This window comes from Mucilaginibacter sp. P4_E8, from assembly GCF_056401495.1.
In genome coordinates this window covers 95,981-116,043 of record NZ_JBFUJG010000008.1, presented here as the reverse complement: position 1 = coordinate 116,043, position 20,063 = coordinate 95,981, and the positions used below count along the sequence as shown (strand labels likewise).

Genomic DNA, 20,063 nt, shown 5'->3' with positions numbered 1-20,063 from the left:
TTATTAATAATGTTATAAGTAGACACGGAAAATTGTCATCACGTAACAAAAAGAAAAATTATTGTAACGTTTTTCCCTCTCCCGGTGACTAATAAGTATTATGGGGAGAATAAAAATATTTTTAGGTGTACTTCTTTGTAGTGTTGGCTACTATTCGAAATCCGATGCCCAGACAGCACCCTTTTTAATATCATCTGTCAGGATTGGCCATCCTTTTGGCTGGGATTACTGTGTATAGAAAAATAAGGAAAAAACAATCTGTATAGCTATTCAGAAACTGGGAAAATATTGATTTAGATGGCCATATTGGTGGGCACTATTTATCTGCACTGGCTAATATGTATGCTGCTACCAATGATGCAGAACTAAACAGGCGGCTTAATTATATGCTGGCAGAACTCAAACGTTGCCAGGACAAAAAAGGAAGCGGTTATATTGGCGGCACACAGGGTGGAACAGCCATGTTGAAAGATATTGCTGCCGGTAAAATTGAGACTTATACATTTGCTTCAACATGATTAATTATCGGGGGTAATGAAACTTTTTGTACTGATAATGTTTATTAAAACATGAGTTTAAATAATAAGGATATACTATTAAAAGCAAATACTTTTGTGACTGAAGGCGACAATGATGGGTTCCTATCTTTATGTACCGAAGATATAAAATGGGAATTTGTAGGCGACAAGACTTTAATGGGAAAGGAAGCCGTTCGAGCGTATATGAAAGAGGTATACGTGGAACCACCGGAGTTTGACGTCGAAAATTTAATCGCAGGAGGAGATTTTGTTTCAGCAATTGGTAAAATCAGCATGAAGGACGAAGACGGAAAAGTAATTGACTACTCCTACTGCGATGTTTGGCGTTTTCGCGATGGCAAAATGGCCGAATTAAAAGCTTTTGTTATCGAAACCAAGCCAAAATAAAACACCTTAAAAAAATTGTCAGTAGCAGAACAATAGCGATGACTGCTATTTAATTTTTTCCAGTAATTTCCCATAATATATATCCTGGTTAATTTTCCCGATTAATTTAGGACCTTTACGAAGATTATAGGATTTGATGCCAGTAATGAATCGAAACTATGTGGTCTAACAAACCTCGAATTATTAAAAGCTCCCTTACAAACCACGTTTTAACGTTGATTGTCGAAAAAATTAATGCAAAATGAAAACTTTAACGGAATTTAAAGCATCATTAAATCTAGAACAGCCCCTTAGCGAGTACTCTGTGCAGTTGAAAAGTCTTTGGTATGATGGTAAAGGCGATTGGCATAAAGCGCATGCACAGGTTGATCATCTCGAAGATAAAGCATCGGCGTGGGTCCATGCCTACCTGCATCGTAAAGAAGGTGATACTGGGAACGCCGATTATTGGTATAGCAAAGCACGGCAAATCCGCCCGAACCTATCTCTGGAAAAGGAATGGGAGCAATTAGTGTTAGAATTTCTTTGATCGGTAACTCTGATAATCCCATTTATAGACAGGGAAGGTAATGCGGGTTCTAATCACGGCAGGATGCCAGCCCAATCCCCTTTTCATCTACAAATCAATAAATTAAAAACGACTATTTAACTTTGTTCACCTTTTTTTTCGCCGCCGATCCGAGTTTTTTAATTATAAGATGCTCCGTATTTTCCAGTCGGAGGCTCATATCATTATTTTGATAATGAAGCAGTCAACACACTGTTTCGTACAGCAATCAATTGATAAGCAAAATCACCTAATCACCTGGTCCATACCAGCTTAAAATTTGCAAAGTCCCCAAATCCAGGTTGCGGCCCATAAGTGCATTGGTACGGCCCAACCTGCACTGCCTTACCGTTCATATCCGTGCGTAAAACCGGGCTGCCGGGCAGATCCACCCAGTGAACGTTATCATTACTGGTGCGGATATAAAAAATATCCCCGCTGCGCTGGATCTGAAGGTAACGGTTAAAATTCCAGGCAGATTGGGCGTTGGTTTGCCTGCGGTCACCATCCATCAGGTTGGTGAGCATATTACCTACGTTCCAGGCAGGAAAAATGCCATTTTGTAAAAGCTGCTCACCTCCACTACCACTTTTTTCACCGCGAGGCACCCGCACCATTAGCCCTGCCTCATGGTTTCCCGCTACTTTTTTTTCTGCCAGCCCGCTCACATCAGTGATCTCCACTTCGGCAACAAAATCACCTTTCACTTTTTTGTATAAAAAGGGACCGTAAGGTGGATTTCCATCCCAGTTGGTACCAACGGATGCCATCCGGAGCGCATGGTCACCTGCTACTACTTTGGTATTAGTCTGTGTAGTACCTTTACCCAGCATCCCATCCCATATGAAGCCTGCCACATCGCCTGTAGTAAAATCCTTACGGATTGAAAAATCATCCGCGGCTATCACAAACTGTGATAAACCGGTGCTGGCGGTCGCTACGGCAGAAGGGCCAGTAACATTGCCAAAATTATCCCTTACCTTATAGCTGTACCGGTAAGTTTTACCCTGGGAAAGCCCATAATCGATATAATAGGGATTATCAGTCCAGTTACCGGGTGTTAACTCATCTCCACCTGAAAAAAGATATTGCAGGTCGGCAGACCGATCAGCCGAACCCGCTTCCATGGCTATCATTCCCGGCGATAAGGCTTTGGGTAGTTTTTTATAAACCAGATCAGCCCCGGCAGGCCGGTGGATATTTTGACGCCGGGTAGCAGCCAGGGCGTTGATTTCGTTAGCTGTCAGCGCATGTTTATAGACCACCAGGCTGGCTATCGAACCTGTAAAACCATGCGCATCCGCAGCACCCAGTGCCAGCATACCTGTTGTTTTTGCGGATACAGCTGACCGTTTCGTGCCGGTCAAATGGCCATCCAGGTATTCCTTTACCAGGTTACTTGTATACGTTTTAACGAGCAGGTGCCATTTGTCAGCACCTGCATTAAATTTTAAACCCTCATTATTTTTGATCGCGGCAGGCATAAAACCGCTGACAAATTTGCCCTGCTGAGATGCCTTACTGTATACCATTGCTACTATACTATAACCTTCATTGCCGTTACCGATGAATAAGGGCTTATCTAATATCAGGGAATGTTTACTATCTACATAAACGGCTATCCGCCCGGCCGCATCCCTCACCTCGGGCGGCGTACCTGCAGGTGTAAAACGCCCGCCCGCTTCTCCATCGTTAGCCCAGCTTTTTAATTGGCCATAAGGCAGCTTGGCCGCATCAAGGTAAACGGCTACATCTGGCTGTTTTACATGGCTAAAAGCCGCTTTTATCGCTGTATCGGGCAAAACCCTGTCATAAACCTGCAGTGAAGCCAAGGCCCCTGAAAAACGGCCAGGGCCGGCTTGCTGACCGCCGATCAAAAACTTAGCGGCCGGCTTTACGAAAAGCATTTTATTTTCCAGGTTATTCAGTTCGCCATCAACATATACTTTCTCAAACGTACCGTCGAAACTGATGGCGACGTAATGCCACCTGCCGGTAAGGTCCATGTCCTTTCGGTACGGAAGATCCGCAAATCCTCCATGCCGGGCGGCGCCCATATCGCGGTTACTACCGTAACCGAAAGTGGCAACCGTTAAATCTCCACCCCCATCGGCCCAGTCAAGCACCGGGTTTTCGCCTTTTTGCTGGCCTGTATAAGCCCAAAAGCAAACCGTATAACTGTTATTGCCAGCCAGCGAATATGGCACGTTAAAACCCGAACTCAAAGTTTGCCCGGCTTTAAAAACAACCGCTTTTTTGCCCGCAACAAAATCTACATAAGGGGACCGGCCTTGTGTCTGGAATGAACTGCCTAAACTGCCTTTATTGGCCCATTCCTTAACCATCGTTCCCGGTTGCAGGCCATCCGCGTCAACATCGATAAGTAAACCCTGTTGTTTGAAGCTGGCTCTGTTTGCCGGCGGATTGATATTAGCCGGAACAACATCGTGGCCGCCGTCAGCAAACACCTTTAAGTTCCACACCGCCTTATACAAACCCGGGTACTCTGTCCCGGTGATCGTCAACCTGATATACCGTGCTTTTACCTCCTTTTCGTCAATCACGGGGCTGCCGTGCCACCGGTTGTCCCTTTTATCAGCAAAAATTTGCCAATCCTTTCCATTGATGGAGTATTCAATAAAATACTGGTAATACCAGGTGGCGTATTCAAATTGCGTCAGCACCTTTTTCACTGTCGTCACAGCGCCAAGGTCTACTTGTAACCATGCCGGAGCCGTACTGTTATCTTTAGACTTCCACAAAGTTCCGTTATTATCGTCTGCTGCGAATTCCGGCTTATAATCGTCGCTGTAAAATGAAGAAGCGGTCACCTTTTTTTGATAAGCCAGGTTGGGGTACGGGTTAGTGGCCTTCGCCAGTAAGCCTATGCCTGTGTGCGTCGGGATTACCTTTTCAATATTACCATCCGCGTCAAAAACAAGCTTATCGGCACAGATCTGCCGGTGATAGCCCCCACCCGAATGCGGGTTATTATGACGATGATATATAATGTAATAATCGTCCCCAACCTGTAATACCGAATTATGACCCGGCCCATGAACCGTTCCATCGGCATTGGTAGTAAGTATCGGGCTGTTTTTTCCGTACACATAGCCAGACATCGGCCCGGTTTTACTCGTGACATACTGTACCCGGTAGGTTTCATTTTCGCAAAAACCCGATGAATACATCAGATAATAGATACCCTTGCGCTTAAACAGGAATGAACCTTCAAAAAAATCTTTAGCATCGGTATTGGGTATCTGCGCTGTTTTAGCAAATGTTTTCATATCGGGGTTTAAAAGCCCTATACCACACCCATAACCCGGGTAAATACCCCAGGTGCCCCAGGTCATATAAAATTTGCCATCGTCATCTCTGAATGTTTGCCCGTCAAGCGTTATTACACCAGGAACGTATAAATTGGTCAGTACGGGTTTATTATCGGCATACAAAGGTATCCAGGGTCCAACCGGTGTCGAAGCTGATGCCCCATATATTTCAACTGTGGGCTGGCAATAGTACAGGTAATACTTCCCGTCGTTACCCCGGGTTGCATCAGGCGCCCAGTAATTGTGTGTGGTAGGCCAGTTCATGTCCTGCATTGTCCAGTTCACAAAATCTTTAGAAGTCCATACTTGTGACGGTCCCAGGCCTCCACCGTTACCATCGGTTGTTGTATACAAGTAAAACGTATCTCCAAACTTCTTTATCGTCGGATCGGCAAAATAGCCGGGGATTATAGGGTTACCATTCCCTGCCGAAACGGCTTGGCTTTGGCCTAAAACCTTTGCGGTAATGAAACATGCAAACAGAATAAAAGTCAGTAAAACACACCGTTGTAAACTCATGTAAGAAAGTATAAATAACCCTTCGGTTTGTTGATATTAACTAAGCCTAAGAAGCCGCCTGCGCTTTGCAGGACGGCCATCTTCGTTTCAACTAAATTAACCAGGATCAACTATTTTATTTTTATTTTTTTGTTATTGTAGGCAAGGTAATCGTAAGTGTATAAGTACCCGGAGAATACACTTTAAATGCATCAAAAGCCAAATTCACATTTTTATTTAACGTATTGAACGTGCCCGGTATCCTGTAATAACTCAGTGTACCGTTGGCTCCTAATTTTATAGGGAAACCATTTGGCAAAACCGGAAAACCCCACTCCATGCCTATTGCGGTTTTAACCATCGGGTAATACGGATTCATTTGTGCAAAATTACCCCTGTCGCCCCTGTTTATAACCTCGCCTGCTGATGGGTTAAAGGGTTTTCCGTTTTTATCAACCACCTTGATAATAATTTTATCAGGACCGGCCGTACGCTCGATGGTTGCTTCAGGATTGGGCAGTGTAATAAAATTAGTTTCGGCCCCTACATCTGAATAGGAGGAAAACGTGGTGCCAATAGACGAATTTATTTTAGCCACCAGCTGAATATCACAGGCGTTAAGCAGTGTTTTTGTTCCTCTTTGATTGCTTACCTCTACATCAATAGTATATAACCCCGAATCAACATTCACAGTAGCTGTACTAAATTCAAGCCTGCCACCTATGGGGTTTACATGAAATGGTGGTTTCAGGCTTTTGGTGATCTTGGCATTTAACAATGCAAGCGTTGAATCGGCGTCAGTGATCTCGCCGGAAAATGTGCTGATGGTATCCGGCTGCAAAAGTTCAGGAGCAGGCTTGCCTGTAAGTTTATTCCTGATAGCCAGCAATTTAACCATTAATGGCTGGGTTGACTGATCTGAATTGATGGAATTTGAATACATGGTTAAGCCCTGGGGTACAATAAGCAACTGCGGGCTATAATTGAGGTTATTGCTGATGTAACCCACCTCTGGTTTTTTACAGCCACAGATAACTAAGRTTAGTAAAAAACCAAGGTATGATAAATATATAAAGTTCTTTTTCATCTTAGTGCAAATTAAAATGTTACAAAAGTGTGGGTGTTGGATAGCACATGCAGGATGCCTCCCGATGAAGTTTCGATCCCTTGCGTTTGGCAAACTACCGTAACATCGGCGGGATTTGCCGGTGTGGGCAATTGCCCCGGCACATCAATTGCCCCCCTGATCTTTACATAATACAGGAAGTAAACCGGCGCCGATGAGTTGGTATAATAGGATGGATCAGTACTTTTTATACGCAGTATACCGCACGATAATTTGGCAAGGTTGGTATTCACGTGAATTAACTCGTCATTAAAATCGGTGATCTTTATTTGCTTGGTAAACAAGTATTGCCTCAATGAATCGGGAGTTAGCCTGGCGTACAAGCTATCCATCGTGAACTTGTTATTTTCATCAATTAACTGAACGCGGCGGGTTTGCAGGGCCAGGTACCTGTTTATGGAATAATCTGTAACTGCAAAAAAGGTACCTGCCTTGTTTACCTCATCCACCATATTATAGTGTTTTATAATGGTGGTAAGCGTATCAAAAATATGGTAAGGATGGCTTTGCAGATAATCAAATGTACTTAGTGATGTTTTAGCGATATGTGTGCCACCACCGCTTATGTATGTTTTTTTACAGGCTGTGGTCATCATTAAAACCGCAGCTAACAGTGTAAAAAAGTAATATGTTGTTCTATTAGTTTTCATGTTATTACAATTTTGATGACCAGTAAGGGGTTTGTTTTAAACTATTATCGAGTGTAATAAGAATAGGGTCAATAGGCCAGTAATATTTGCCCCGGTTAAATTCAGACAGGCTTATTTTGGTGTCGCCAAATTCGGCTATGCCCTTTTGGCGGGCAAGACGTACCAGGTCATAAAAACGATGCCCCTCTAAAAACAGCTCCCGGCCACGCTCATCAATTATAGCTTCAAACAACTCATCAGCTGTGCCGCTGTAAGGTTTGATGCCTGCTGCTGTTCTGATCTGGTTTAATAAGGTAATAGCCGGTGCCGACTGACCAATTGCTGCCAAGGCTTCGGCCCTGAGCAAAATGATATCCGAAAGCCTGAAAACAATAATGTTATAGTAAGCAACGGCTATTTGATTGGTATTTTGCTGTGTATACTGAAAGTTGGAGTATTTAATACAAATGGGGTCTGTAGTTCCCGTAAATGCAAAAGCGTTCTTTAATCTAAGATCGGTGGTATCTGCAAAAAGGCTGTTTAAATGATCTGTATTCATAACAAATGCTGCGGAGCCATTTATCAGCGTATTATAAGGAGCCTTGGTGGTATAAAAAGGGATCCCGGCTGTTGAACCTTCGTTTGAGGCACTTTGGGCTATCTCAAAAATACCTTCTGTCGATTGACCCTTGTAAATACTTAAATACCCGGTACTGCTCCTGTCAACTAACTGGTAGTTTCCTCTTTTTATAACAGAATCTGCTGCTGCCGCGCAATTCTGGTAATCCTGCTGCCATGCATAAATATGCGCAAGCAAGGCAAAAGCACTCCCGCGATTGGCTCTAACAGCGCGGTTATTTGAATTTACGTAGCCATATTGCATAAGCGGTATAGCCTTTTTCAAATCGCTGATGCATTGAGCCAAAACGGTGGCTTGCGGAGTTCTTGCAGTACTTACCGCATCGCCTGCATTAACACTTTTAATCACCAGCGGTACATCGCCCCATACCCTTGATATATAGAAATAGGTAAACGCCCGCATAAAATAAGCCTCACCAATTAAATTATTTTTGGTTACCACCGGATCACTCCCTGAATTATCGGTAGTAAAATCAATTGCAGGTATATTCTGGACACAAAGGTTAGCGTTATCAATAACCCTGTAAAAATTATCCCACCTGCGCAGGTTTATCATGGTGCGGTAATCGGATGTTGCTGCAACCGGTAATGACCAGTTAACGTTGCCAACATCATTCATATCCTCTACCCCTCCAAATGAGGAATACTCATCTGTAGCCACGTCGCCATAAGCATAATACGTTATTGTTTTATTATTGAGCGCGGTGCGCAATAGCGAATAACATCCTGCAACAGCACTGTTTGCCTCATTGGCTGTTTTAAAAAAATCAGTGGTAATAGGTGTACTAACTGGCTTAAGATCCAGAAATTTCTTGCAGGAAAAAGTTAATATGCTCATACTAACCAGTATTGCTATTATATATATCTTTTTCATTTGTTTAATTTTTGATGATTTACGTTGTAAAAATTATTCATTGCCAGGTACCGGGCTTTATTAAAATGTCAGGTCGAGGCCTAATGTTATTTTTTTAGGCTGAGGATAAGATGTACCATTTGCATAACCATCAACCCCCACCAATTCGGGATCGGGTATGTTAGCATACTTTTTAAGGTAGATGTTATCAACTATGGAATAGATCCTGATAGATTGTAATTTATACCGGCTGGCTAATTTTGCCGGCAATGCATAACTTAATCTTGCGCTTTTAACTCTTATAAAGCTTCCGTTTTGTACAAAGGTTGACTGGGCTATGTTCCACTTATCTACATTGTTGGTTATCAGTCCCGGGAAAGTGGCTACGTCACCAGGTTTTTGCCAGAATGTTTGTCCGTCGTTAAGTTTTAAGGCTACTGCTGCATTTGTACCATATACATAATAAGGATTATTAGTTCCGGCAACCTGCAACAGATCTGACAGATAACCATTCCTGATCTGGCGGCCAAACATGAAGGTTGTTAATATGCTTAAGGAGAAGTTTTTATAGGTGAATGTATTTGTAAAACCTCCTGTGAATTTAGGATTAGGGCTCCCGTTCTCCACCCTGTCTTTATCATCAATAATGTAATCGCCGTTGATATCTTTCCGTATAGGGTCACCTGCCGAATAAAACGGACCTGATTTGCTGTCATGACGCAAACGAAGACCGGTTAAAGGATCAACGGGCACATCAGAATCCTTAGCGTACACCCCGGTAACTATCCATGAATTGTAATAAAATAATGGCTTACCTACGGTTAAGTTTTCTGACAGGTATGGCGGCCCGTAAGTAATATCCCTGTTGCCGTTTGGCAATTTGGTTACATAGTTTTGGTTGTAAGCAATGTTAAAATTGGTTGACCATTGGAAAGCTGAAGAGCTTGCCATATTACGGGTATTAATGGTAATTTCAACACCTGTGTTACGTGTGCCAACAAAGTTGCTGCTTATTGAAGTGTAACCTGTTGTAATGGGTACCGGTACCGAAAACACCTGGTTATTTGTATTCCTGATATAATAATCGCCGGTAAAATTTATCCTGTCATTAAAAAAGTTGATATCGGCCCCAATATTAAACTGCGGGCTGCTTTCCCATTTAATGGTTGGGGATGCCGCCGGTATATAATAATTAGGATAAGCCACCTGGGTGCCCCCATAAGTAGGGATATTTACAAGCCGCCTCTCGCCCGCAGTACCATTAGCCAGTGCTGATCCGTCATAGTATGCATCCGAAATAAGTGTGGTATACTGCGCATAATAATTAGATGGGTCCTGCCCGGTAATACCAAAACTTCCCCTTATTTTCAGGAAGGAGATGGTCTTGCTCAACGGTTTAAAGAATGGCTCGTCAGAAAGTATCCATCCTGCTGAAACGGAAGGAAAATTGCCCCACCTGTGTTCAAGGCTATATTTTGATGATGCATCCCTGCGGTAATTTGCCTGAAACAGGTATTTACCTTTATAATCGTAACTAAACCTGGCAAAATAGGATAGCTTCCTGTTTTCTTCAGAGTATGAGTTACCTATTAAGTTTGCACCCGGAGCAACTCCCTGAACGGTTTTTACGCCATTAATGGACAGGTTTAGTCCCTGTAAAAAGGAATTATCCCTTGTAAGGTCATAAGCGCCCTGCCCTATCAATGCCGAAAAGTTATGGTTTTCTTTTACCTTAAAGTCATAAGATAAAAAATTGTTAACCTCCCAGATCCTTTGCTGCAAAACAGTTGTTGAAGCCATACTTACACCATTATTGAGTTCGGCGGGTAAGAAATAGTTCCTGGTATTATTATCGGTGTTAAATGAAAAACTGCTGTTAAATATTAAGCCTTTAGCCAGTGTTGCTACCAGCTGCGAATTGGCCAAAAGAGAAGTGTTGCGGTCATCGTCTCTCAGATCATCATACCTGCCTTCATACAACGCCTGTTCGGCAGGCCTGATCTGAAAAAACGAAGAAGGAAAACTTTGAACGCTGAACGGATAAGTGGCAAAAGGATCGCCCGAACCAATACCATGTTTTGATTTGGTGGTACCATAAATAACATTGGTGCTGAATTGAATAGCTTTAACCGGGTTAACCTGGAAATATAAGCTTGGAGTTAACCTGTTAAAATCATACCCTCTTAATACACCTTGTTCATAATACTTGTTCATTGAGAACTTATAAGAGTATTTTTCTTCGGCTCCGCTGATGCTGGCATCAATACTTGAGAGCGTAGCCCTTTGGGTAAGTAGCCCCTGCCAGTCGGTATTGTTGTTAAAGGCAGTATTCAAGCTATCAGTAAGTATTGGGCTCAGCCCGTTTTGTATGCTGGTATAGGCGCCCTGGTCATAAAGTATCCCTAATTTTAAACGCCTTTCTGCAGCTCCCGTAACCACAGGTATTAATGAAGGCTTATCAGAAATACCGTAATAGGTTGATAAGCGAATTTGAGGGATGCCGAGTTTAGGGCGTTTTGTTTTAACAATGATAACACCATTTGATCCGCGCGAACCATATATGGCGGCAGCTGATGCATCTTTTAAAACATCAATTGATTCAATATCATTAGGGTTAATAATGGCTAAAGGGTTGCTGCCATAGCTTGATTGCTTATCATTTACATCATAAATGATATTATCTATTACATACAAAGGCGCTGTACTGCTGCCCTGGTTAATATTACTGCTGCCCCTTATATTTACAAGTGTACTTGCCCCTGGCTCGCCTGATGTGCTTAATACTGATAAACCTGCCACCCGCCCCTGCAGTGCCTGATCAAAGGAGGCATAGGGTGTATTTTCAATATCCTTACCCTTTACAGTAGCTATTGCGCCTGTGGTTTTACGCCTTTGAACTCCCTGATAACCTATCAGCACAACTTCCTGTAACGATTTAAGGTCATCATCAAGCAATACCTTTAAGGTACTTCTTGAGCCTACAGGAAACTCATTGGTTTTAAAACCAACCAAACGGAATAGAAGTACGGTGTTGGCCCCCTTTAAGGTTATGGAAAAGTGCCCCTCTTTATCGGTCACCGTTCCGTTTGTGGTACCCTTTTGAATTACACTTACACCGGGTAAACCGCCATTGGTTTTATCAACAACTACTCCAGTAACTGTTTTCTGCGCAAATGCCAGCCAGGGTATAAGCAAACAGAACAGTGTACAAAGGATCAAAAATTTCTTGTGGTGTGTAAAGGTTCTTGTCATAAATTATCACTTTAAATTCAATATCAATAAGTAATTTATATATGATAAATGTATGCGGATACCTCATGCTTTTTAATTGTTATTTTAACACATATTAACAATATATTATCCTATTTTTAACATTTAATTATTTGATAAACAATTAATTAAAAAAGGCACACCACTGAGTGGTGTGCCTTTTTACAGATTATAAGTGTTATAATGGTAAAATTAAAATACATGAAGTTTAATTTCTCAGCAAACAACCAATTGATGAGGAAACCCAGGCGATTATTCTTCCATGCTCACCGCGGTAAGTTCATCTGTATTACGGACAGGAGGTTCGGTGTTTAACAAATGCCTTACAAAAAAATCTCTTTTCTTTTTACGGCCATAAGGGCCGCCATCGCTATGGCCCATTCCGGGTATAGTTAGCAGGTCAAAATACTTATTATGTTTTATCAGGGCATCAGCAAAACGGTAAGTCGACTCCGGAGGAACATTGTTATCGGCCTCACCCACAATCAGCAATAAACTACCTTTTAATTTATCGGCATTGGTAATGTTTGATTGCTGCTCATAATGCGGCCCTACCGGATAGCCCATCCACTGTTCGTTCCACCATTGCTTATCTATCCGGTTATCATGACACCCGCAGGCCGATACTGCAGCCTTATAAAATTCGGGATGAAACAATAATGCCCCTGCTGAATTTTGTCCCCCGGCTGATGTACCATAAACCCCTACCCGACTGATATCCGCCTGCGGGTATTTTGCAGCCATAGCCTGCATCCATAAAATACGGTCAGCAAAACCGGCATCAGCAAGGTTATGCCAGCATACATCATGAAAAGCTTTGGAGCGGTTAGCCGTGCCCATTCCGTCAATTTGTACCACTATAAATCCCAGCTGCGCGATGCTTTGCATTTCATTGATCACTGAAAAACTCTTGGGAACAAATGAATCCTGCGGACCGGCGTATATATTTTCAATAACAGGATAGTTTTTGTTTGGGTTCATATTAGCCGGGCGATAGATAACGCCCCAAATATCTGTTTTGCCATCGCGGGCCCTGGCAACGAACACTTCGGGCAATTTAATACCGGTAGCTAACAGATCGCTCAGATCCTGGTGTTCAAGTTCGGTTATTGTTTTAAATGTTGATGTGTTCTTAAGCACCATACGCGGCGCTATATTAACTTCTGAATAGGTGTCGATATAATATTTCCTGCCAGGCGAAAAGGTAAGGCTATGGTTCCCTTTTTCGGGGGTTAGGTCAACCAGGTTCCTGCCATCAAAACCTATACGGTAATAGTGGATAAAATAGGGGTCTTCGCCTGCATTTTTGCCACTCGCATTAAACCAGATCTCTCTTTTCTTAACATCTACACTATCAATGTCCCTCACAACCCAGTTACCTGCGGTGATCAGCTTTTCTTTCCCTGTTAGTTCATTAACGAGGTATGCGTGGCGCCACCCGTCCTTCTCGGTAACCCATATGATCTCATGCGTTTTGGGCAGGTAACGTGTATAGATCCTTTGCTCATAGATAAATGTATTTGTTTTTTCATCAATGATGTTGCGTGTTTTCCCGGTTTGTACATCCACCTCAATAACCCTGAAGCGCTGGTGCCCCCGGTCAACTTTTTCATATGTAAAATACCGGCTGTTTCCGTCGCGCCAGTGCAGCACCGGGGCTCCAAAAAAGTCAAGTTTTTCTGCATCAACCTTTAATTTACTTTTATCGCTTATGCTAAAAATAAACGACTCATAAGTGGTAAATTCATCTCCCGGCTGGTCATATTCATGCGATTTAAGCTTACCACGTGTTGTGCCGGGTACCGAACTGAGAATATAGTATACCTCTTTTGTTTTTTTAGGGTCAATATGATAGGCTACCAAATGTTTGCTATCAGGAGCCCATGATACCTCGCCATAAGGTTTATCAAGGTTGCCATCAGTAGTGAATTGAATTTCGGCAGACCCTTTTAATGACTTTGCATAAATATTACCGCCCTTTATAAAAGCAGCCCATTGTTTATCAGGCGAAACAGAATCAGTTACCAATCCTTCCCAACGGTACCGGCGTGTTTGAAGCGGCTCATTAGGATCATAACTCTTAAATAATGTATCGGTTGTTTTTTCGCAATGGTAATTACTCAGGTCGCATTTCAACCAGCTATCACTTATTTTAAGCGTTACCTGCCTTTCATCGGCACTAAAAAACATTTTCGTGATGTGCAGCTTGTTCACCGGTAATGGTATACCAAGTACTGTGCTAACGGCATCAGCCATTTGTTTACTATCAAATACTTTGCGTTTTAATCCTTTTTCAGCATCTACAAAATAATAATCGGTTTCATTGTTTTTTACCCGCTTGCCATACCAAAATTGTTTGTTATTTGCCTGCCAGTTGGGCTTAATGTTATAGTTAATTGCCAATTTCTTCCAGGCCGAATCAAGTTTATCGGCATTGATATAGGATTGTAATACCTCCTGGTGAGTGGGTAAATAAGGTGCAACTGGTGTTTGCTGGGCATAAGTGTGAGCTGCTGAAAAAACAAGCAGAATTAAAAAAAATGAGTATAGGTGCGAACGCGTACCATGCATAACGATAAGAGTTTATGTTTATTAAAATTAAATAATAGCCGGGCATCATTTTTTCAATAAATTACCAACTATTACCCAGCAATTACCCTTTAATCAGTCATTACCTGCCAATTATCTTTAAAAGCCTTACCCCATGTGGCGGTATGTTAAAGGATATATTTTTTAACGGTGCAGCAGTTATATCCTTTTGCTTCCAAACATCCCTTACAACGGTTGCTTTTGTCAGGTTTATCTGTTTAAACTGCAGGTTGTAGTTTTTATATTTATCGCCGGTGTTAAATACCCCCACCGCTTTACTGCCATCCGCAAGTGGTTTTAGCCAAACCTGTATCCCATTATCATTTATCAACCGCTCGGCTTGCTTACCAGATACATCCTGATCAAGGGCTATCACTTCACGGTTTTTTAGCAGGTTAAGGGTAAACTCGTCCAGCTTACTCATATCACAGCCAATAAGCAGTGGCGCTGATAGCAGGCTCCATAAACTTATATGGGTATATTGCTCATACGGGGTTAAGTTTGTTGGGTGCAGGTTCTCGCCCCAGCCTACCATGCCCACTATCAGCATGTCGGGATCATTCCACCCGCCCGGATGTGCATAGGTCGCATTATTGGTTTGACTAAAGCCAATACTATAAAGGCTTTCCCAGGTATCGGTAATATCCTCGGTTGTACGCCACAGGCTGCCGTTCATTTCTGCTCCCCATTTCCATACATCATGTATACCGTACTGGCAGATACTGTAAACCATATCACGCTGGTGTTTTTTCAATTCATCGCGCATTACTATGTAGGGTTTTTGCTGGGCATAAAGTGTTGTATCACCAGCTGTGTTATCAGAGTAACTGCACAGGTCATACTTTAAATAGTCAACTCCCCAGTTAAAATAAGTCATGGCATCCTGTGCTTCGTGACCAAATGAGCCTAAGAAACCGCCACATGTTTTAGCCCCCGGCGAAGAATAAATGCCAAATTTCAACCCCTCCTGGTGCAATTGACCGCCCAAAGCCTTCATGTCCGGAAATTTCTCATTAGGGATGATCTCGCCTGAGTTTAACCTTTGTGCCGCCTGCCAGCCATCATCAACATTAATATAGTTCCAGCCATAATCAGTAAGTCCTTTATCAATCATGGCCCGGGCCGAACTTTTTACTTTTGCATCGCTCACGCTTAATCCCCAGCAGTTCCAGCTAYTCCAGCCCATGGGCGGGGTTAAGGCCAGCTTGTCGCCAACCTTAATTATAAATGCTTTTCTGTTTTCCCCAAAACGGTTGCTTACTTTAATGTTTAAGGTATAGCTCCCGTTTTTTGGGAGGCTACCTGTTATAATACCCTTTTGTGTATCAAAGCTTATACCTGCGGGCAGGTGTTGAATACTATATTTAAAAGGCCTTTGCCCGCTTACCGGTACCTTATAAATTATAGGTGAACCCGCGTGTACACCCAACACCCCGGCACCGTTAATTAAAGGTTCCAGGGGCTCTTTGGGGGTTAGCAAGTATGGGGCAATTTCTGTAAAGCTTTTTACTTTTCCTGATGCCTTTTCTTTAAAATCATAAACAAGTTTTATTCCTTCGCGGTGTGGAAAGGCAAGTGTAAAAGCTTTCCCGGAATATGCGGATAAAGATGCAGGTATCAATTTATCTTCAATAACCCTGTCCTTTAACTCGTCTATTACCTGGTAATGAAATATTCCCGCTATTGCAGTATTGAATTTATTGCTTACTGTTAACTTCTGTTCAGCTTTGCTGCCAGGCAAAAATTCTATTCCGGAAAGATTAAATGCAATACCATCAAACTTTTCGAGCATATCGATAAATGGCGATCCCATAAATATGCCTCCGGAACCACCACCATCAAAAACTTTTATGGCAATAATATTTTCTGCATCCCATTTTATTGCAGGACTGCCGGCCGCAACACAATAATTGCGAATGGCGGGCCACTTGCTTATGTAACCGCCCTGGTCATCAGGAAACGCCCCAGTTTTCCCTATCAATGTCCCGTTAAGATAAGTTTCGTCGGCATCGTTTACGTGAGCTAAAAAAACCCGCAAACTATCACCCCATACCGCGCTTTGTTTTAATGACGATGGGATAGTAACATGTATCCTGTACCAGGCATATCCGTGATAGTCTGGGTAACCCTGACTTTGCCACACCTCACCAACTTTAATATCCTTCCATTGGTTATCATTAAAAGCAGGGGTCTTCCAATCGGATGCATCACCTATAGAAAATTTAGCGGCTGGCAGCTTTAAATATTTGCCGTTTTGGGCATAGGCTACCTGGATTGAAAACCAAAGCGCTATGCAGATGAAAAATCTGATCATGTTATAGTTATATTGATAAGCAGCGTAATTAATCGTTAACCAACAACGATTCGCCTGCTCCTTTTTTTTGTTGGGTCCTGCCTATCAGGTAATAAACAGGAATCCCGGTAAGCGTAATAATTAATCCGGGCCAGGTATACGCGGGCTTATATTTGATAAGCAACAGGCAAAAGGTGAGCCCCATAATGATATAAATTACAGGCAAAACAGGATAACCGAAGGCCTTGTAAGGTCGTTCGGCATCCGGCATTTTTTTGCGCAAAATAAATATGCCGATGATGGTAAGTACATAAAAAACGACAACAACAAATGATATCATATCAAGCAGATCGCCATATTTACCACTAAGGCTCCACAAACAGRCAAAAATGCATTGCAGCCATAAGCCAAAGCCAGGCACCGAGTTTTTATTGAGTATACCAACTTGTTTAAAAAACAATTTATCCTTCGACATGGAGTAATAAACACGGGCACCAGACATGATCAGCCCGTTATTACAACCAAAAGTGGATACCATGATAAGCAGAGCTATAATAATGGTACCAGAGCTGCCAAATATCTGTTGAGATGCCGTTACACCTACCCTATCCTTATCTGCCGTAGCAATATCATGTAATGACAGCACACCTGTGTACATGATGTTGGTTAAAATATAAATAACCGTAACGATCACTGTACCTAAAGCCAAACTTAAACCAATATTCCTTTTCGGATTTTTAACCTCGCCGGCAATAAAGGTAACGTTGTTCCAGGAATCGCTGCTGAATATGGAACCAACCATGGCCGAGGCGATGGCACCTAATGCAGCAAGGGTAGTATAAGATGCAATTGATCCATCGGCTTTTAAGCTATGCATGCTCCAGGCATTGTGCCAGTTACTGTTCCATACAGATACTTTTACCGCGAATAAGCCAAACACAATTAACCCCAGCAGGCTAAGCAACTTGGCCATAGTAAATATAGTTTGAACAATTTTACCACTGTTTACCCCTCGTGTATTGATGTAGGTGAGCAGTACTATAACCAGTATAGAAAGCAACTGCGCGGGCGAAATGGTAATAAAGCCGAGATCAACAGTTACCAGTGTTTCGCTAAGCTGCGGAATTAAATAGGCAGTAAACTTTGCAAAGGCTACACCTACGGCTGCTATGGTTGCCGTTTGAATAACGGTAAAAAAACTCCAGCCATATAAAAAACCTACCAGTGGATTATATGCTTCTTTGAGGTAAATATATTGTCCGCCGGCCTTTGGGAACATCGCACTTAATTCACCATAACTAAGGGCGGCTGTGAGGGTCATAAAGCCCGTTATGAGCCAAACAAATAGTAGCCAGCCCGCGCTGCCTACATTACGGGTAATATCGGCACTTACAATAAAAATGCCCGAACCGATCATACTACCTGCTACCAGCATAGTTGCATCAATTAATCTTAACGATGGTTTAAATGAGGTATTAGTATCCATGCAAAATTTTGATCTTTATTTAAAAAAAATGAGGAATAAGTATTGATGCTTACTTGTTAAAATCGTAAAACTTCCAGCTGGTAGTAAAATCCCTGGTTAAGGGTTGATTGGTTAATGTGGCCCTTACCATTTCTATGGGAATCAGGTTCTCTTTCATTACGGCGTCATGAAATTGCTTATAGGTCATTTTACCGCTGTCAACCATCTCCTTTTTCAGTTCCATCAGCTGTAATCCGCCCAGGAGATAGGCTACCTGGTAAAGCGGACTGTATCCACCTTCAAATGAGCGCCTTACTTCGCCTTCGGCATTTGCTTTTTCGTGGCCTACCCTATCTACTAAAAAGTCAATGCACTGCTGCGGGGTCCAATTGCCCAAATGATAGTTTAAAGAAAATATAATACGGGCACAGCGGTGCATACGCCAAAACAGCATACCAACCCGCTCCTCGGGCGTTTTAGCAAAACCTTTATCATACAACAATAACTCCCAATATAAGGACCAGCCTTCGCCGGCGAAGGGAGTAGTAAAATCCTGCCTGTAGGCCTTATAACGGCTATTCATAAAATATTGCAGGTTATGACCGGGAATCAGCTCATGCTGTACAGTCCCCCTGGAAAAATAGGGATTGTTGCCCCGCATACTCATGAGCTTATCCTGCGCCTCCATGGTATTGGTTGGGTAAGAGATACTGATCTCTTTTCCACCTGTAAAAAATGGATTGACCAACTGGCGCTCGGGCGACATCATAACCATGCCCCAGGTTTCTTCGGCAAGTGGTGGTATGGTGATCAGGTCGCGCTCTTTAATAAAGCCTATAGCATCGTTATATAGCTTAACAATCAGTTCTGGCTGATGGCCCACAGGCACATAGCTATTCTTTACCTTTTCGAGTGCTTTTTTCCAATCGTTGCCGAAACCCATTTCCTGCGAGGCCTTCAGCATTTCTTTATCACACCAGGCAAATTCTTTATTAGCCAGTTTTATCAGTTCCTCCGGCGTGTAAGGGATCATTTCGGACTGAAGCTGCCTTATCAATTCCTGCTTGCCAATCGGAACCCCTTTAATACCACTGCTATCGGCCTTTTGCGTAGTATTTAGTTTACCTTTAACTAACGCTAAATCACTATATTTTTTTAGCGCGTTATCAAGTTTTTGATAAGATTGAGGTACCCACCAGGTAAATGAAGGATCATAAGCATAATAAAAATCATAAAAATCTGTCAATCTCCCTTTTAGCCCCAAAAGCGCATCATGCATTTTTTTTGCCAATGGCAAATCTATGCTTGGCAGCTTGGAATAAACAGTCGAGTCTTTTTTAAGTAACTGCAGTATAAGGACTAATTCGCCGGCAACTTTTTCTCCGTCGACAAAATCGCCCCGGCGGCGCTTTTTTTCCAACGCATAAATTCTATCTGAAAATGAAATAAATTTGGCCACCTGGTTATACTGATCATCCTCCTTTTTAAGCATGTCAATTTCATAGTTAATTCTTTTTTTCAGGAGGATATAGTCCACTTTGCCATATATGCTCATCGATGCAAAATCCATTTCGCCCAGTTGGTTCAGGTAATCCGCGTTTATTTCCAATAATCTTTTTCTTTGCTCCGGAGAATTCAGAACATGAAGTTTATACTGATCCTCTGCATGTTTGTTAACATTATAAGGAGAGTAAAAATCCTTTATGGCATTGATATCCTGTCCATATTGTATAATCTTCCCTGCAACCTCGCTTATCTGTTCAAAAAGAGGATTTGAAAAAGACATATTCTGTGCTTTGGTCATAAAAGCTATCATGACCAAAAAAACTACCATTAAATTTGATATTATGTTATTGCAACGGACTATCACTTAGTAAGTGTTAAAAAGTAAAATAA

The 20,063-nt window shown here is 42.3% G+C and carries 11 protein-coding genes and 1 pseudogene; 3 read left to right on the top strand and 9 right to left on the bottom strand.

Going from position 1 to position 20,063, the window contains the following annotated elements; genetic code table 11:
• Positions 1–284: 284 nt before the first annotated feature.
• The 3 genes and pseudogenes from AC1DRQ_RS05650 to AC1DRQ_RS05640 all read left to right on the top strand — a co-directional run.
• Positions 285–518 (top strand): annotated as a pseudogene (locus tag AC1DRQ_RS05650) (beta-L-arabinofuranosidase domain-containing protein); the annotation flags it as partial.
• 51 nt (positions 519–569) lie between these two features.
• Positions 570–926 (top strand): nuclear transport factor 2 family protein, encoded by a 357-nt coding sequence (locus tag AC1DRQ_RS05645; RefSeq protein WP_477422774.1) that lies wholly within the window; start codon positions 570–572, stop codon positions 924–926.
• 241 nt (positions 927–1,167) lie between these two features.
• Complete coding sequence (locus tag AC1DRQ_RS05640) at positions 1,168–1,455, top strand: hypothetical protein (RefSeq protein ID WP_477422772.1); 288 nt, start codon at positions 1,168–1,170, stop codon at positions 1,453–1,455.
• A gap of 272 nt (positions 1,456–1,727) precedes the next feature.
• On the opposite strand, the gene AC1DRQ_RS05635 is transcribed toward AC1DRQ_RS05640, so the two are convergent.
• From AC1DRQ_RS05635 to AC1DRQ_RS05595, 9 genes are all read right to left on the bottom strand, one after another.
• On the bottom strand, positions 1,728–5,324 hold the full coding sequence (locus AC1DRQ_RS05635; protein ID WP_477422771.1) for a family 43 glycosylhydrolase: 3,597 nt from the start codon (positions 5,322–5,324) through the stop codon (positions 1,728–1,730).
• Between the two features lie 121 nt (positions 5,325–5,445).
• Positions 5,446–6,390, bottom strand: a complete 945-nt coding sequence (locus tag AC1DRQ_RS05630; RefSeq protein ID WP_477422769.1) for a hypothetical protein — start codon at positions 6,388–6,390, stop codon at positions 5,446–5,448.
• An 11-nt stretch (positions 6,391–6,401) separates the two neighbouring features.
• Positions 6,402–7,079 carry a hypothetical protein gene (locus AC1DRQ_RS05625; RefSeq protein WP_477422768.1) on the bottom strand — a complete coding sequence of 226 codons (678 nt, stop codon included), beginning with the start codon at positions 7,077–7,079 and terminating at the stop codon, positions 6,402–6,404.
• 4 nt (positions 7,080–7,083) lie between these two features.
• Complete coding sequence (locus AC1DRQ_RS05620) at positions 7,084–8,571, bottom strand: RagB/SusD family nutrient uptake outer membrane protein (protein ID WP_477422767.1); 1,488 nt, start codon at positions 8,569–8,571, stop codon at positions 7,084–7,086.
• Between the two features lie 60 nt (positions 8,572–8,631).
• Positions 8,632–11,802 (bottom strand): SusC/RagA family TonB-linked outer membrane protein, encoded by a 3,171-nt coding sequence (locus AC1DRQ_RS05615; RefSeq protein ID WP_477422765.1) that lies wholly within the window; start codon positions 11,800–11,802, stop codon positions 8,632–8,634.
• 270 nt (positions 11,803–12,072) lie between these two features.
• Complete coding sequence (locus AC1DRQ_RS05610; protein WP_477422764.1) at positions 12,073–14,391, bottom strand: S9 family peptidase; 2,319 nt, start codon at positions 14,389–14,391, stop codon at positions 12,073–12,075.
• 100 nt (positions 14,392–14,491) lie between these two features.
• The gene (locus AC1DRQ_RS05605) at positions 14,492–16,723 is read right to left on the bottom strand and encodes a putative Ig domain-containing protein (RefSeq protein WP_477422762.1); all 2,232 of its coding nucleotides are present in this window, start codon (positions 16,721–16,723) and stop codon (positions 14,492–14,494) included.
• A 28-nt stretch (positions 16,724–16,751) separates the two neighbouring features.
• Positions 16,752–18,188: an APC family permease gene (locus AC1DRQ_RS05600; protein WP_477422760.1), complete on the bottom strand. Its 1,437-nt coding sequence runs from the start codon at positions 18,186–18,188 to the stop codon at positions 16,752–16,754.
• Between the two features lie 49 nt (positions 18,189–18,237).
• The gene (locus AC1DRQ_RS05595) at positions 18,238–20,001 is read right to left on the bottom strand and encodes a DUF885 family protein (RefSeq protein WP_477422758.1); all 1,764 of its coding nucleotides are present in this window, start codon (positions 19,999–20,001) and stop codon (positions 18,238–18,240) included.
• Positions 20,002–20,063 lie beyond the last annotated feature (62 nt).

Coding starts and splice junctions, on each gene's coding strand:
- AC1DRQ_RS05645 (WP_477422774.1), top strand. CDS start 570: ATGAGTTTAAATAATAAGGATATACTATTAAAAGCAAATACTTTTGTG.
- AC1DRQ_RS05640 (WP_477422772.1), top strand. CDS start 1,168: ATGAAAACTTTAACGGAATTTAAAGCATCATTAAATCTAGAACAGCCC.
- AC1DRQ_RS05635 (WP_477422771.1), bottom strand. CDS start 5,324: ATGAGTTTACAACGGTGTGTTTTACTGACTTTTATTCTGTTTGCATGT.
- AC1DRQ_RS05625 (WP_477422768.1), bottom strand. CDS start 7,079: ATGAAAACTAATAGAACAACATATTACTTTTTTACACTGTTAGCTGCG.
- AC1DRQ_RS05620 (WP_477422767.1), bottom strand. CDS start 8,571: ATGAAAAAGATATATATAATAGCAATACTGGTTAGTATGAGCATATTA.
- AC1DRQ_RS05615 (WP_477422765.1), bottom strand. CDS start 11,802: ATGACAAGAACCTTTACACACCACAAGAAATTTTTGATCCTTTGTACA.
- AC1DRQ_RS05610 (WP_477422764.1), bottom strand. CDS start 14,391: ATGCATGGTACGCGTTCGCACCTATACTCATTTTTTTTAATTCTGCTT.
- AC1DRQ_RS05595 (WP_477422758.1), bottom strand. CDS start 20,001: ATGGTAGTTTTTTTGGTCATGATAGCTTTTATGACCAAAGCACAGAAT.